Source organism: Erwinia sp. PME.40.26/001 (assembly GCF_055556675.1).
Window position 1 is genome coordinate 91948 of the sequence record NZ_JBVHNP010000010.1, and the last position, 14686, is coordinate 106633.

Annotated in this window: 15 protein-coding genes; 7 read left to right on the forward strand and 8 right to left on the reverse strand. The window is 55.5% G+C overall.

What is annotated here, in order from left to right; all coding sequences use genetic code 11:
- Window positions 1-212 precede the first annotated feature (212 nt).
- From ACZ3HG_RS20285 to denD, 4 genes are all read left to right on the forward strand, one after another.
- Window positions 213-395: a YfgG family protein gene (locus ACZ3HG_RS20285; protein WP_062744722.1), complete on the forward strand. Its 183-nt coding sequence runs from the start codon at window positions 213-215 to the stop codon at window positions 393-395.
- 124 nt (window positions 396-519) lie between these two features.
- A complete protein-coding gene (gene mgtE / locus ACZ3HG_RS20290; RefSeq protein ID WP_191934719.1) occupies window positions 520-1956 on the forward strand; it encodes a magnesium transporter in 1437 nt (478 codons plus the stop codon).
- 221 nt (window positions 1957-2177) lie between these two features.
- Window positions 2178-3497 (forward strand): MFS transporter, encoded by a 1320-nt coding sequence (locus ACZ3HG_RS20295; protein WP_191936847.1) that lies wholly within the window; start codon window positions 2178-2180, stop codon window positions 3495-3497.
- 17 nt (window positions 3498-3514) lie between these two features.
- Window positions 3515-4489 carry a D-erythronate dehydrogenase gene (denD, locus tag ACZ3HG_RS20300; protein ID WP_465334117.1) on the forward strand — a complete coding sequence of 325 codons (975 nt, stop codon included), beginning with the start codon at window positions 3515-3517 and terminating at the stop codon, window positions 4487-4489.
- On the opposite strand, the gene ACZ3HG_RS20305 is transcribed toward denD, so the two are convergent.
- Window positions 4455-4961, reverse strand: a complete 507-nt coding sequence (locus tag ACZ3HG_RS20305) for a helix-turn-helix transcriptional regulator (RefSeq protein WP_118663465.1) — start codon at window positions 4959-4961, stop codon at window positions 4455-4457. The two genes, denD and ACZ3HG_RS20305, sit on opposite strands and share 35 nt — an antisense overlap.
- Window positions 4962-5450: 489 nt before the next feature.
- Window positions 5451-6230 (reverse strand): DUF3750 domain-containing protein, encoded by a 780-nt coding sequence (locus ACZ3HG_RS20310; RefSeq protein ID WP_191934716.1) that lies wholly within the window; start codon window positions 6228-6230, stop codon window positions 5451-5453.
- 142 nt (window positions 6231-6372) lie between these two features.
- On the opposite strand from ACZ3HG_RS20310, the gene ACZ3HG_RS20315 reads away from it, so the two are divergent.
- The 3 genes from ACZ3HG_RS20315 to ACZ3HG_RS20325 are packed head-to-tail and all read left to right on the forward strand — an operon-like array spanning window position 6373 to window position 8524.
- Entirely contained in the window at window positions 6373-7275 is a 903-nt protein-coding gene (locus ACZ3HG_RS20315) for a hypothetical protein (protein ID WP_465334120.1), read from the forward strand.
- 27 nt (window positions 7276-7302) lie between these two features.
- Window positions 7303-7875, forward strand: a complete 573-nt coding sequence (locus ACZ3HG_RS20320; RefSeq protein ID WP_465334122.1) for a hypothetical protein — start codon at window positions 7303-7305, stop codon at window positions 7873-7875.
- 22 nt (window positions 7876-7897) lie between these two features.
- Window positions 7898-8524: an SMI1/KNR4 family protein gene (locus ACZ3HG_RS20325; protein WP_465334124.1), complete on the forward strand. Its 627-nt coding sequence runs from the start codon at window positions 7898-7900 to the stop codon at window positions 8522-8524.
- Between the two features lie 32 nt (window positions 8525-8556).
- Here ACZ3HG_RS20325 and ACZ3HG_RS20330 read toward each other — a convergent pair whose 3' ends face one another.
- Genes ACZ3HG_RS20330 through ACZ3HG_RS20355 form a run of 6 tightly spaced genes read right to left on the reverse strand, consistent with a single transcriptional unit; the run spans window position 8557 to window position 14681 of the window.
- Window positions 8557-10251, reverse strand: a complete 1695-nt coding sequence (locus ACZ3HG_RS20330) for a hypothetical protein (RefSeq protein WP_465334126.1) — start codon at window positions 10249-10251, stop codon at window positions 8557-8559.
- Window positions 10244-10657, reverse strand: a complete 414-nt coding sequence (locus ACZ3HG_RS20335; RefSeq protein ID WP_465334128.1) for a hypothetical protein — start codon at window positions 10655-10657, stop codon at window positions 10244-10246. Before ACZ3HG_RS20335 ends, ACZ3HG_RS20330 begins: the two co-directional genes overlap by 8 nt.
- Complete coding sequence (locus ACZ3HG_RS20340; protein WP_465334130.1) at window positions 10657-11826, reverse strand: ABC transporter permease; 1170 nt, start codon at window positions 11824-11826, stop codon at window positions 10657-10659. Before ACZ3HG_RS20340 ends, ACZ3HG_RS20335 begins: the two co-directional genes overlap by 1 nt.
- On the reverse strand, window positions 11823-12980 hold the full coding sequence (locus tag ACZ3HG_RS20345; RefSeq protein ID WP_465334132.1) for an ABC transporter permease: 1158 nt from the start codon (window positions 12978-12980) through the stop codon (window positions 11823-11825). The genes ACZ3HG_RS20340 and ACZ3HG_RS20345 overlap by 4 nt, the downstream gene beginning before the upstream one ends.
- The gene (locus ACZ3HG_RS20350) at window positions 12977-13675 is read right to left on the reverse strand and encodes an ABC transporter ATP-binding protein (RefSeq protein WP_465334134.1); all 699 of its coding nucleotides are present in this window, start codon (window positions 13673-13675) and stop codon (window positions 12977-12979) included. The genes ACZ3HG_RS20345 and ACZ3HG_RS20350 overlap by 4 nt, the downstream gene beginning before the upstream one ends.
- Entirely contained in the window at window positions 13668-14681 is a 1014-nt protein-coding gene (locus ACZ3HG_RS20355) for an efflux RND transporter periplasmic adaptor subunit (protein ID WP_465334136.1), read from the reverse strand. Before ACZ3HG_RS20355 ends, ACZ3HG_RS20350 begins: the two co-directional genes overlap by 8 nt.
- Between the last annotated feature and the right edge of the window lie 5 nt (window positions 14682-14686).

The window sequence follows — 14686 nt, forward strand, 5'->3', positions numbered from 1 at the left end:
AGAGGTTAAATCTCACAATAAATTGATTTAAATCAATTTCACTGTAATTACGTTAATAGACACGCGATTGAGTTAATGCTTCATTTAACAATCAACAGCGTGTTTCGCCTGCCCTGTTGCCCCCGGCCGTAGTCCTTTTTCTCATTGACCTTCACACCTGATTTGTGCGTAAATTAGCCATCGCCCTCTGGGTATACTTCAGGAAAAACTGCGTGAACAGCGCTATGTCATTTAGAAAACGTCAGAAAACAGGTCGCATGACCCGCGTTATTTTACTGGTCAGCTTTATCATCTTATTAGGACGCCTGATTTATGTCGTTCCCGGTGCCATCGAGCATCATCAGCAGAAAAAAAATCCACCTGCGGTTCCCGTCACCGTCGTTAACGATAAATAGCGCCTGCCCGCCGGGCATGTTAACAGACGCTTTTCGGAGCTTTTGCCGCCTCGCTTTTGCCTGAAATCAGCTAAACTATAGCCTCGTTTCGTCTTCCTCTTTTAGCCAGACAAAAGGATGTTGTATGTCTGTAGCGCACTCCCATGTTCAGCAGTTGGCTGAAATTCGTAGCCGTATTCTTAATCTGCTGCTGAATGATAAAGACCTTGTCGATACCTTACACGAGCGCCCTCTGCGAGAATCTGCCGCTGAAGCAGAAGCGCATCGTGAGCAGGTTGCAGAGATCCAGCGTACCCTGCCCCTGCTGCATGCGGCCGATATCGCTGACCTGCTGGAAGCCCTCCCGGAAGATGAGCGCCTGGCACTGTGGCGTCTGATTGGTAATGACCGCCGGGGCCGTGTGCTGGTTGAGGCCTCTGAAAGCGTCTGGGAAAGTCTGATAGAAGAGATGAGTGACCGCGATCTGCTACGCGCTATCGCTCCTCTGGATATTGATGATCAGGCTTACCTGGCCAAATATCTTTCCCGTGATTTAACCGGCCGCCTGCTGACCTCTCTCGATCCGGAACTGCGTTCCCGCGTGCTGGATGTGATGCATTTCGACCGGGACCGGGTTGGCCGCATCATGGACTTCAAAATGGTGACGGTGCGTGCAGATGTCACCCTGGCAACCGTACAGCGCTTCCTGCGCAGTAAAAAATCTATCCCGGATGGTACGGACAAACTGTTTGTTACCGGCAAGAATAACAAGCTACTTGGCGAACTCCCACTGACAGAAATCCTGCTGAACACCCCGGAAAAGCAGGTTTCAGAGGTCATGAATACCAAACCCACCACCTTCCTGATTGATGATAAAGCCGAAGATGCTGCCGGGGCCTTCGAACGTTACAACCTGATCTCTGCTGCCGTTATCGATGCCAAAGGTAAGCTGATGGGCCGCGTCACCATCGAAGATGTGATCGACCTGGTGAATGAAGAGAATGACAGCAACATTCGTAAAATGGGTGGCGTTAACCCGGAAGAGGATGTCTTCGCTCCGGTGAGAAAATCAGTGCGCACCCGCTGGGCCTGGCTGGCCATCAACCTGTGTACCGCGTTTATTGCCTCCCGGGTGATTGGCATGTTTGAGGAAACGATATCTCAGCTGGTCGCGCTGGCAGCGCTGATGCCTATCGTCGCCGGGATCGGGGGAAATACCGGTAATCAGACCATCACAATGATTGTGCGTGCGCTGGCCCTGCACCAGGTTGAACCGGGCAACTTTTCCTTCCTGATTGGTCGCGAACTGGGCGTTGCATTAATTAATGGCGTGTTCTGGGGCGGGATCATGGGCGGCGTGACCTGGGCGATGTACGGCAATCCGGCACTTGGCGGCGTCATGATGCTGGCGATGGTGCTCAATCTGCTGCTGGCTGCGCTGATGGGGGTGCTTATACCGCTGATGATGACCAAACTCAAACGCGACCCGGCAGTCGGCTCCAGCGTGCTGATCACGGCATTGACCGATACCGGCGGCTTTTTTATCTTCCTCGGTCTGGCCACCCTGTTCCTGATCCACTGATCGTTAAGAAAGCACGCGTATTGTTATAAAATGATAATTAATGGTTATTAATGTGATTTATAACGCAGAAACTTCCTCTCACAGCGCTTAATCTAACAAAAAATAACAAACCTTCTCGTTATTTCACTTATCCCGGGCTCAGGTTAGCCTGAACCCGGGACAGGATGACTGTTGCCTGAAGAAAGGACATCTCCCTGCTCTTTACCCGAAAAGGAAGCCGTATGAACTCACCTAACGCCGTTATCTCCTCTCCTGCTGTGGTCAGCGACAGGGAAGAGAATGCCTGGAAACGTGCCGTCTGGCGCATCCTGCCGATCCTGACCGTGAGCTATATTTTTGCCTACCTCGACCGGATCAACGTCGGTATTGCCAAACTGCAAATGTCCAGCGACCTGGCCTTTTCCGAAACGGTCTACGGACTCGGGGCCGGAATTTTCTTTATTGGTTTCTTCTTTTTCCAGGTGCCCAGCAATATCGCACTGCACCGCTTTGGCGCTCGTCGCCTGCTGGCGGCGCTGCTGGCGTCCTGGGCGGTTATCGCTCCGCTAACCGCGCTGGTCTCCACGCCCTTTCAGTTTTATGCCGTGCGTTTCCTGCTCGGCCTGACGGAGTCCGGATTTTACCCCGGGGTGATCCTCTACCTCTCCCTGTGGTTCCCCTCCTACCGACGCGGAAAAATGTTTGCTCTGTTTGCCGCAGCCGTCCCTCTGTCCGGGCTGCTGGGAGGCCCTCTCTCCGGCTGGATTATGGAATATTTCCATAACGCTCACGGCATGGCGGGCTGGAAGTGGCTGTTTATCATTCAGGGAACCCCCTCCCTGCTGATTGGTATTTTGGTGTTCTTCCTGCTGCCCGACCGCATTGAAAACGCCCGCTGGCTGAGCGCAGAAGAGAAAGTCATGCTGAGCACGCGCCTGCAGGAAGACGCCGTACAGGACGCGACGGCTGAGCAGGCGACGATTGGCAGCGTACTGCGAAACGGCAAGCTGTGGCTGTTAACCTTTATCTATTTTTGCCTGATCGCCGGGTTTTATACCGTCAGCTTCTGGCTGCCGACGCTGGTGCGTAATGCCGGGGTGGAGGATGTCTTCACCGTCGGACTGCTGACGACGATCCCGTATGCCGCAGCCATTGTCACGATGATCGTCGCATCGCGCAGCGCCGACCGCCACCGTGAGCGCCGCTGGCACCTGGCGGGCATTGCCGTCCTAAGCGGTGTCGGGATGGTGATATCTGCCCTTTACAGCGACAACCTGGTTATCGCCATGTTTGGCCTGACGCTGGGCGCGGCGGGAGGGCTGAGCACCCTGCCCCTGTTCTGGAGCCTGCCGACAGCTTTCCTCGGCGGCACCATGGCAGCCGTCGGTATCGCGCTGATTAACTCTTTTGGTAACCTGGCCGGGTTTGTCGCTCCTTACCTGATGGGCATTCTGACCGATCTTACACACTCTACGCTGACCGGCATGATGATCATCTCCTGCACGCTATTCGTGGGCGCGGCGGCCATCTTTTTCATTCCCGGTCGTATCGTCAACCGCTAACATCAATGAGGAACACTATGAATATCGTTGTCACCGGCGCAGCCGGATTCCTGGGGAAAAAACTGCTTCAGTCCCTGCTGGCAAAAGGCTCGCTGAACGATGCCCACGGACAGCCGCAGATCATTAAGCAGATCACTGCCATTGATATTGTCCCCGTCCGCGGCATTGAAGACCCCCGCCTCATCGTACGCTGTGGGGACATCAGCAGCGGCAGCGAGCTGGAAACCCTTATTGATGCGCAGACGGACAGCGTTTTCCATCTGGCCGCTATCGTGTCCGGACAGGCTGAACAGGACTTCGACCTGGGAATGAAGATTAACGTGGATGCCGCACGTCAGATTATGGAAAGGCTGCGCGCTTTACCGCAGTGCGTGCGACTGGTCACCACCAGCTCAGTTGCGGTGTTTGGCGGGGCGCTCCCCGACAAAGTGCCGGACGACCAGGTGTGGAGGCCGCAGAGCTCTTACGGCACGCAAAAAGCCATCAACGACCTGCTCCTGTCTGATTACAGCCGCAGGGGATTCCTGGACGGACGCAGCCTGCGTATGCCCACCATCGTTGTGCGCCCGGGTAAACCGAACGCTGCCGCCTCCAGCTTTGCCAGCGGTATTATTCGCGAACCGCTCAACGGCGAGAAAGCCAACTGCCCTGTCAGCCTGGCCACCCGCCTGTGGCTGATGTCTCCGGCCAGAGCGGTACAAGCGCTGATCCTCGGCCATGAACTGAAAAGCGCAGACCTGGACCAGGGGCGGGTGATCAATCTGAACGGACTGTCAGTGACCGTAGAGGAAATGCTGGCTTCGCTCCGGCGTATCAGCGGTGAAGACGCGCTTTCCCGCATCAGCTATCAGCCTGACCAGGCCATTATCAACATCGTCAACTCCTGGCCGGGCGATTTCCACGCCAGCTATGCCCATCGCCTGGGCTTCAGGGCAAATGACTCATTTGATGAGATGGTCAGGGAGTATCTGGCGGAGAGTGATGCCGCGTAATCGCTTTGCTCAGATTGAGTTTTAACGCGGCGGCAGCGGTTTCCTGAATATGCCCGGGAACGCGATAGCCGCCGCGCTGGCTCAGCCATGTCAGCACCTCGGCAAGATGCCAGATGGTCGCCGCCCCTTCATGCACCGGTGGTGGAAAAGTCAGGTAGTGTGTCAGCATCAGCTTGCGCATATTTTGCCGGGTCACCCCAATCAGATCGGCCACGTCCGTCAGGCCCACATAATCCGGTGAGACTTCAAACAGGCGGGCCGCCGGCATCACCGTATTAATCTGCTGTAAGGCGCTCTCCATTGCCTGACCTGCCGATGGCGCTTCACGAATAAACTCCAGCGCCATTCGTCCCGGAATACCGAGGCCAATCAGGGCATCCTCACAGCCCGCCGTCGCCAGACGTTCAACCAGTACGTCAGCGGACGGTGCCTGGTCAGCTAGCTGATATTTCAGTGTAAACGTGTATTCCATGGCAGCTGAGTCCTTCCATTGCTTTCAAATTGCTGGCGCAGTGTGCAGTGATCGACCACCCGTCTGAGCTGTTTTGCGTGATTCACTGCATTTTTGGGCGTACACCACACGCAGCAAATACAAAACTCCCCGCAGCGGCACGGCGTACTGTTCCAGGGACAATATAACTTCCCCCAGGCATGGCTGCCGCCGCAGACAACACGCCAGCCCTGCTGTTCGGCATGTTTAAGTACCGCTTCAATTTCCTTAATGGTATGAGCCCGGCGCGCCATGTTTCCTCCCAGTATCTGATGCTCCAGTTAAGTTGTCAACTGACAACCTCCATTCCTTGCGCCATCTTGTGATAAAGAGAAAAAACGTGCCAGCATAACGTTTCAGGAATGTGAGACAGGCTGACGGCGGACGTTGCGGATTGCGGGCTGGCACAAATTTTTTGCGTACCAGCCCGAGAAAGCTCCCCTGCAGCGGGAAGGTTAAGAAGCCGTCAGGTCAGATCCCGGGATTTTCTTTTTGCAGATTGTCCTCACCCAAACCGCCGATAAAGGGTAAGCGCATCTGGAGCGGCGCGAAACCGACCCCCAGATTCAGCCCCAGCACGTTAATTTCAATGCCCTCCTGAGCGCCGAGCGTGACCGCCGCTATCCCCAGCACTGACACCTGAACGCCGCGCCCGGAAGGCGGCAGCCCAATGGGGTTAAGCAGAGAGCGATAGTCTTTCCCGATCGCGTTAGCGGGCAAATTCAGCTTTAACGCCGGGACTTCCCGGCCGATATGCGCCAGGAAAGTGTTGCTGTTGGGGCCCGGCCAGGCATGATAGGTCCGTGGCCAGGGATAAGAAACAATCGCCGCCACAATCTGAGGGATCATCGCTTCCGCCTCTGCCCCCCGGTGCTCTACCAGCAGGCGGGGACGTGCGCCATACCAGTAAGCATCAGGTAAGTTACTGTTCCGCCTTACTTTATCGTCGCTTCCCCAGCTAATCACTTCATAACGGGTATAGCGGGTTTCGCCGGCACGTTTATAGATTATCCACGGATGTACGGCCACTGCCCCCTTCCAGCCATAGGTCGGGGCGGCATAAATCTGCACAATAGCCAGACGGGCAAAGCGCTTAGGGTCAGGGGCCTGCCCGGAGGCGTCGCGCCGCGCCGTCGCCCAGCCTCCCTGCCCGCCGGTCTCCTGATGGCGCGTGGCCGCTGTCAGGCTGGCTCCCAGTGACAGCAGCATAATGCAGAGCAAAATCAGGCTCAGGGCTTTCAGTGAGAACATGTTGGGGGTTTCCTGGCGATGTGGGTTTACCAGCATACCTTAATGTACGGGGATGCACAGTGCCGGGAGGATCCCCACCCCGGAGGGGGTTTACACCCGTCCTCATCACGTTAAGATAATGGGCATTCACAGGGAGGACAGTATGAACATCACCGTATCAGACTGTGTGGCGTTTGCGGCACTGATTGTCTCGATAGTCAGTCTGCGTTATGCAAAGCAGCAGAATCAGCATTCCCGGATAGCCGCGCATAATGATTACCGTTCCTATCTCTCTGAACAGCACGCCCCCTATCGTAAGGCGTTAAAACAGATCCGCGATCGGCACAAAGAAGACATTTCGCAGCTCAGCAGGCTGGCAGAGGAAACGCTGACCAACGTTGTACATCAGTTCGATCGCTTTGATCTCAAGAACCACACGCCGCGTTATTTACGCCATCTGCTGCATGAAAGTTCCGAAATGGTTTTTTGGGCATTTCGCGGGCAGTTAGGCTGGCAAACTGCAGAAAATTTGACCTGGAGACTGGCAGCGTTTATTCACATTGAAGACCACCTGAACGCCCTGGACAGCCACTCAGGTGATGCCGATTTCAGAGCAGTTTCGCAACAAAAATATTTGGCCGATCCCAACCGTCTTCTTGAAAGCGATCTGAAGAACGATATCTATTTTTGCCATCTGGTATCCGAATTGAAATCACGCATCGACCCGGAACAAAATGCAGAGCTGTTATTAACCATGCAGCGCGAAATCGCCCCTTTCCGCGCTAAGCTGGAAAGGCTGCAACCTCAGTTTCAGGCAAGCGCAAAGGTGCTGGATGAACTGATCGACGAGGGCGTTACCGGGCACTTTTCACTGAAGGAGTCTGCGGAACTCTATCAGGCAATGAAAAAGAACAGGGCGATACTGAAAACGTTAGGCCGACTTTATTTCCAGCCGATCAGTGAAAATTATGCCAGTAAATACTCAAATGCCATTTCCCTGAGTATTCATACCTGCGCCATACTGCAGATGATCCAGGGCGTTTCAATGTGGGGCGTTGAGGTTTAACAAGGGTAAAAATAACGGAGCAACTGATTGATGCGCTATGAATTCGTTGAAGTCCTTAACGACCTGATTGATTACTTTTTGATTGGCGACCTTCGTCTGCTGAAAAAATTCAAGGACGACAACCTGCTCAGTGACGATCTGGCCTCGGAATTTGCCAGCAATGACAGCGGTGACAGGGCGGTGCTGAACGGCATCGTCATCCCCTTAGCGGGCATTGAAAATTACCCGTACACGATTATTTTCAACCTTTCGAATGAGATGCCGGAGCTGCTCAAGCCGGAGAGCCGTTTACAGCATCGGCGCGGCGGCTACTTCCTGCGGATTGAAAACCAGCAGCTCCTGCTCTTCACATGGCGGATTCTGCAAAACTTCACCGATGCCGATATCCACTCACTGCAGGAACGCTATCACCAGCCGGGACGGCCACAGATCGCGCTTGAGAATGGCCTGTATGATGTTGAAATCCTCGGCGGTGAAGTGCCCAGAGGCGAGGACTACGAACCCGCTTTTGAGTTCGTTTTAAAGAAAACCGAACGCGCCGATATTACGTCTGAGGTCGATATCAACTATCGTTTCACCATCGACAGCAGCACTTATTAATCATCCTGAGGCATCATCCGCTATGAATTCAGACACTCACTCGCCAGCCCCGGCCAGCGACCTTCCCCCTCTGGCCTGGCCAGAATTTGCCGATGATAATGCCCGGCTGGACTGGTGGCGTGCCTGCGCACTGGCCTGGCTCGATCAGTGGGAAAACCCGTCGCCGCTGACGCCTGTCAAACCCGAAGAGGTGGTCGCCCTCGAACAACGCCTGGGCTGCCTCCTCCCTCCGTTACTGCGCACGTATCATGAGCAGATTGGCGTGCTGGACCTGGCGGAAACGTTGTGCAGCGTGGCCCCCGCCAAATACGCCAGCATTGAACCGCTGCACAGCGCCTATCCCGGCATTAGTGACATTCTGGAAGATGCCCCCAATTCCGATGCACTTTGGGTACTGGTCAAGCAACTGGTCGTCTTCGGTGACTATTTGGGCAATGGCAATATGTGGTGCTTTCATGTCGAGACCGGCGAGGTGTGGTATTTCGATCACGACAGCTCGCCGATGCTGACGCAAATCTTCAGCGACGTGGGCCAGTACCTCGACGTGCTGATGTTTATGTGCCTGCTGGCGGTTCACGGCGAGGAGGACAATGAGGACCTGTTGCGTGAGCATCTGGGCGATGCTGTGGTGGAAAAGTGGATGTATTGAATAAAAAGACATATCAGCACCAAATTCAAACATTACACTGACAGCGCCTTTAACAACGCCAACACTGGGTGCCGGAAATCAAACCGCCAGCGCATCCAGTTTAACGGCAACGCTGCGAGCGCCTGAGCGAGCTGGCCGGCATGTGCGAACTCAGTAACGCGTTGCTGATACAGCAATTGATAGCTATCGCTGGCGGTTAGCCAGCTAATCTCTATATCATTCAGTTTGAGCAGAGCCACCTTATTTTCTGCCGGGTCGTGAGTAAAAGCGAAATCCATAAAGGCCGTTAACGCATTCATCATCCCGTCCACATCGCCCATTTCTGGTTGGCAGATATCGTTAACCGCAACATAGACACGGCTGCGCCAGAACAGCGGGCTAAATGCGCTGCGTCGCCATGCGCGCAACAGGCAGCAGCGCTGGTATTGCATCAACGTGAGCTGGCTTCCTCTCGCCTGCGCCTGATGCCAGTCCGCTTCGATCAATATGCCAAGCGCCTGCTGCTGTGGGTCCGGTTGAGCCTTAGCGAGTCCGGCATAAGCATCCAGCATAAGTTCAGTAAACCCATCATCCTGCTGATGCTCATCCACGGCATCGGTAAACGGCAGAGGATTGCTGTTAATCCGCTTGCTGAGTGCCGTACACCAGATCATGGCTGCAGCAGCGGATGCAGTACGGCTATACTGCAATCCACTTTGCGTCAGCAACGCCTCCTTATAAGCCTGCTGCCAGCTTAAATCGTAATGGCGCATCGCGCCGCCCAGGGTAACGCGACGTAAATTATATTTATTGTAAAAATGCAGTACTTCCCAGACGAAATCCGGCGGCGCGAAGCTTTCCTGTAAAAAAGTAAGCCGCTGGGGGGTAATGCGCTGGTTGACGCCAAGCGGCAGCGTCGAAGTCTGCGAAAGGTCCAGCCAGCGCCCGTCAACACTGGTATTCGAAGGCGTCAGCGCGCCATGCGTCAGCCTGCTGGCTCTGGCCCATGCCAGCTGTTTTGCGCTGTTTCCCAGATAGCTCAGCAATAAATTTTCAATAGCGCTGTCGCCTCGCCCGCTGGCCATCAGCTGGCGCATCACCCGACGCATCCGTTGCGGATCCGCCATCACACGTCGCTGATGAGGCCGTGGCAAAAACTCCTGCGCGGGCAGGAAATGCCCAAGCCGCAAACACTCTTCACGCAGCAGAATACCGCCAGCACCGCTGTGGTAATAGTTCTTCTCCGGATCGCTGTAATGAATCGTCAGGCCGCTGTCCATAACGCCATATACCCTCACGCTGCCTGACGGTAACAGCCGGTCAACTAGCTGCGAATAGATGGCGTCCACAATAGCGTGTTCCAGGTAGAATGCGCCGTAACCATGCCTTTTGTCGGTACCGGCGCCGACAAACATATTGGGGCCGATGCCTTTTAGCTGCAAACCACGCAGATTGCCCGCTCTGGCACCACCGCCGTTCGCCGCCCCGCCTTCGCCGCCATAAGCTTCGGCATACATCGTAGCCGGGCTGTGCAAATCAAACTGTTCCGCCGGAAAAGAGTCGCCGCCCGGTATCGCATAGCCCCACAGGCGGGCCATGTTTTCCGCATTCCACGGCAGCTGCTGACTGGCCATATATCCCGGGATCTTAGCAGGGTTATGCCATAGTGTACGCGCTGTCGTAATACGCCAGCTGGCAAAAGGTTCTGTGACGATGGCCGCTGACCATGCCGCAGTGAAATCAGTCATGGTTCCCCCGGCGCAAAACGCGATAAAGACGCGGCGGCTGCCCGGCGCGCCAGGCCGCGAGCTGCGGCATGCGACGGCAAACAGGGCGCAATAACCTTTGCAGCGCAGTGCGCCATTCGGGTAACACCACCACATCCATCGGCAGCATAACCCGTCCTTCACTCCATTCGCTGAGATAGCGTGGCAGCTGCTGGCATTGCAGCATACGCCAGCCGTCGCGATTGATAGCCGCCCACGTGACATAGCCAATCAGACTCTGCTGGTCGTCATGCAGCAAATGATAGTTGCCGGCGCGCACGGCAAATAGCAGGTTTCGGCTCTGCTCGGCGCTGGTCGCAAGCTGTACAGAGGTACGTAACGTATAGATTTTGCCCAGCGCGGCGTAACGCTCTTCAGTTTTTTCCATTATTTTCCCTTTGTCGCGGCGCCAATAGCGCGTAACACAAACAGCGAAGCGATAAAGCTGACGAATACACCATAAGCGACACTGATTATCTGTATCCTGCCGCTCACCACCAGTGGAAACACCAGTTCGCGCGCGTGGTCGAAAGTCGTAAAGGTGATGCCGTTGAACAACAGCATACTCAGTAGCGAACCAGCCAGTGAGCCGGTCAGACCAAGCAGGACTATCTGACAGAGGTAGGAGGCGCCGATAACCCGGCCGAACCCCAGCAGTAGCAGCATCGCCAGTTGATCTTGCTGGTTAACGATTAGCGATTCGCAGAGTGCGATAATGCCGACCGTCACCGAAACCGCCGCCAGCAGTGAAAAGAGCAGTCCAAACCCCAACAGCATCTGGCTCAACCCTTCGCTGCCGCCCGCGTAGTGCGTCCGGCTGTCGCTGATGGTTACCCTGTCGCTTAGCGAACCGGCCATCGCCTGCTGATAATGCCCGGCATAGCTGGCGCTGCCGGTAAAAGCGACCAGGTTGTAATCAAGCCCGGCCCCCCAGAGGGTGCGGATGTGTTCCAGGTCGGCAAGGAACTCAGACTGGCGAGGCGATCCTCCGGTCGAAAACTCGCCGACAATTTTCCAGTTATGCTCATGCAGGCGAATCGTCTCACCAGGGCGAAAAGCCGGATAGTGCCGTGCCAGTGACGTCCCGACCAGTAGCTCATTCTGCCCCGGCTGAAACAGTCTGCCACGTGTAAGTTTGACCAGTGGCTCTCCGCTTTTAGCATTGAGCAGCGTAAAGGCAGCAGGCGTAACGCCGCGCACCAGATATTCTTTTTCTGTCTTTTCAGGACTCAGGCGCGCCAGTACCACCCACTCAGGCGACAGTGCGACCATGCCAGGCAGACGCGAAAGCTGCGCAGCCTGAGTGCGCGTTATGGTGCTGGAGAGTTCAGCAGAAGAATCTTTGCTCTGAGCAAAATAGAGTCCCGGTTCGGCACTGGATTCCAGGGCGCTAATTAACCCCTCGCGAAGGGAAAACAGCGACGTGACGATCATCGAAAGAAAAATAAAGCTGGCCAGGATGGCGGCAAGATAAAGCGGTCGCCGCCACAGGTCACGCAGACCAATCCTCAGCAGAATACCCAGCTGGTGTCCCTGGTTTGAAGGTTGCTGGTTCATTGTCCGTCCTCGCGCAGACGGGCAATCTGGAGCAGCGACGGCAGGCTGCAGCAAAGGGAGAGCGCCAGAATCAGCAGGATACTGGCAAGATAATCCTGCCAGTAGGGCGTAATCCCGCTTAACACGGAAGGGAGAAATACCGGCAGCAAAAACAGGATAAACAGCGACAGCAGAACGCCTATCGCTGCGCCAATCAGTGTGATGGCGGCAAGCTGTAACGCTACGGCTTTAATCAGGCGCGTCTTACCAAATCCCAAATAGCTGAGCGTACGATAGTCGTCTTGCGCTTTTTGGGTCATCACGTAAAAATTAGTGCTGAGCAGCAGCGCCAGCAGCAGGCAAAGCGAGAGATTGACCCAAAAGATCACCCGGTTGAAATTGAACAATTTGCTCATAAACAATTTCATCTGCATACGTACGGGCGCGGTTTGCGTCATTCCACGCATGCGCTCTGCGCTGAACAGGCGATCGATTTCCCGCGCGGCTCTTTCAGCGGAAACGCCCGGATTCGGCATCACCATAAAAAAGCTCACCAGCCCTTTGCCATTTTGCCTGGCGTTTTCAAGATAGTCATAATGCATCCAAACTGCGGGCGGGTTGTCGGTTTGTGTTTCTTCAACAATACCGGTGATATAAAGATCGAGGATGGGATTCGGTGCCAGCTGCCAGATAGAAGAAGAAAGAGGCAAACGATCGCCCGCTTTCAGATGGTACTGGGCGGCAAAGCGGCTATCCACCAGCACGCCCTGACGGTCGTGCTGCCAACGTTCCAGCACCGCTGGCGCTATTTTCAGCGACGACAGCATTGAAAAATAGTGCTGGTCTTCGATGGCGACGGCAGGAACAAACCAGCCGGGATGGCGGTAATAAGCGCCAACCCAGACACCCCAGCTTACCTGGCTGACATCCGGCACCGCGGCAATTTTCTGCTGGTAAAACTGCGGCAACGGCATCTGTGAACTTAGCGCATTCAGTACCAGCAATCGATTATCGCCAGACTGGCTATCGCTTGCCTGCAGGCTGAAAGCGCGATCGAGGGTGAGCGTAAGCTGTAATAATGCTACGCCGCTGGCAACAAAGAGCAGCAGCATGATAAACCTGCGTAGCTGCTCGGTGGCGGAGCGCCAAAGCCAGAGGTAAAATGCTGATTTCATCGAACGTCCCGAAGAACGAGCTGCCCGTCCCTGAGCTGAAGCTGACGCTGAGCACGTGCAGCAATCTGCACGTCGTGCGTCACTATGACAATGGCTTTGCCCTGCTCCCGGCTCAGCAACTGCATGATCTCCATGATTTCTTCCCCAGCCTCCCGGCTGATATCCCCGGTAGGCTCATCACACAGCAACAGATCCGGATTGGTGACAATCGCACGTGCGATCGCCACACGCTGACGCTCGCCGCCAGAAAGTTCATCAGGCCGGTGCTGGCGACGATGTGCCATATTAACCAGGTCGAGCGCGGCGTTAACCCGCTGCTGGCGCTGCCGCGCATCGATACGCCAAAGATGTAACGGCAGCGCGACATTCTCTTCAGCGTTGAGGACCGGTAGCAGATTATAGAACTGGAAAACAAAGCCAATATGACGCGCACGAAGCTGGGTACGCTCACTCACACGCCTTTCATGGAGAGGATGTCCCTGCAAAAACACCTCTCCCCGATCGCAGGTATTCACGCCCGAAATCACGTTTAGCAGCGTCGATTTACCCGATCCGGAAGGCCCCATAATGCTGACCATTTCGCCAGGACTAAGCGTGAAATCTACCTCGTTTAATACTGCAATGCGCTCGCGCCCTTTGCGATAATCCTTACTGACCTGGCGCAGCTGAACCACATGGCCGCTTGTTTCATTCATCAAAATCTACCTGAATTGACATATTGTGTTTCAGCCAGGGCTGCTGTTGCGTAAGCTTCACTACCACCAACACCGCCGCACGCTGCTCATCCACCACCGAAGAGATAAGGCTTACGGTTCCCTGAACGCTATGATCGGGCAGGCCGTCCGGTTTTAGCGTCACGCCCTGCTGTAGTTGCACTTTGCCCAGCTGGTTTTCCGGCAGCCAGACTTCCGCATTGAAGTTATCCAGGCCGACAATGGTGGCGATGCCGGTACGGGTAAATCCACCGCCCGCAGAAACCGGCGAAACCGTCTCGCCAGGAGAAGCGTCCAGCGAGACGACTCTGCCGTCGAACGGTGCGCGGATAACGGTTCGCGACAGCTCGATCTCACTGGCTTTCAGCTGCCAGCCTGCCTGCTGCAGCTCCGCCCGATACTGGCTACGCTGCGCGTCGAGCGCGTCCAGGTCTGCTTTAGCGCTATCGACATCGTCCTGGCTGACATAGCCCTGCGGCAACAATCTACTCAATCGTTGCAGCTGATTACGCGCTCGCGGCAGGCGCGACATGACCTGAGCGAGTTTAGCCGCCACCATTTGCTGGTTGGCGTTCAGTGCGGCGATCTGCGCTCTGAGCGAACGCCCATCCAGCGAAGCCAGCCGTTCGCCTTTTTTTACCGTATCGCCCCGCTGCACATACATCTCTTCTACAGTGCCGGTGATCTCCGCAGATACCGTGGATATGCGGTCAGCTTTAATAAACCCTGCGGCAGTGACTGCAGTAGAGCTGGCAGCCACGGGCGCGCTGGCGGCAACTGGCGCTACGGGAGCTGGCGTAACCGAACGGCTTAAAAACACGCTGGTGAGGATACCCGCCAGCAACAGCAACAGCATGCACAGCCCCAGCATCGCCATTTTTCGCCATCGCCTGCGCGGCGGTGAAGGCGGCATGGGCGGCGTATTCAGCAGATGCAAAGCCTGCTGGCGGGCGGCATCCCGCGAAACATCCGGCGATGATGAGCTCATTATTG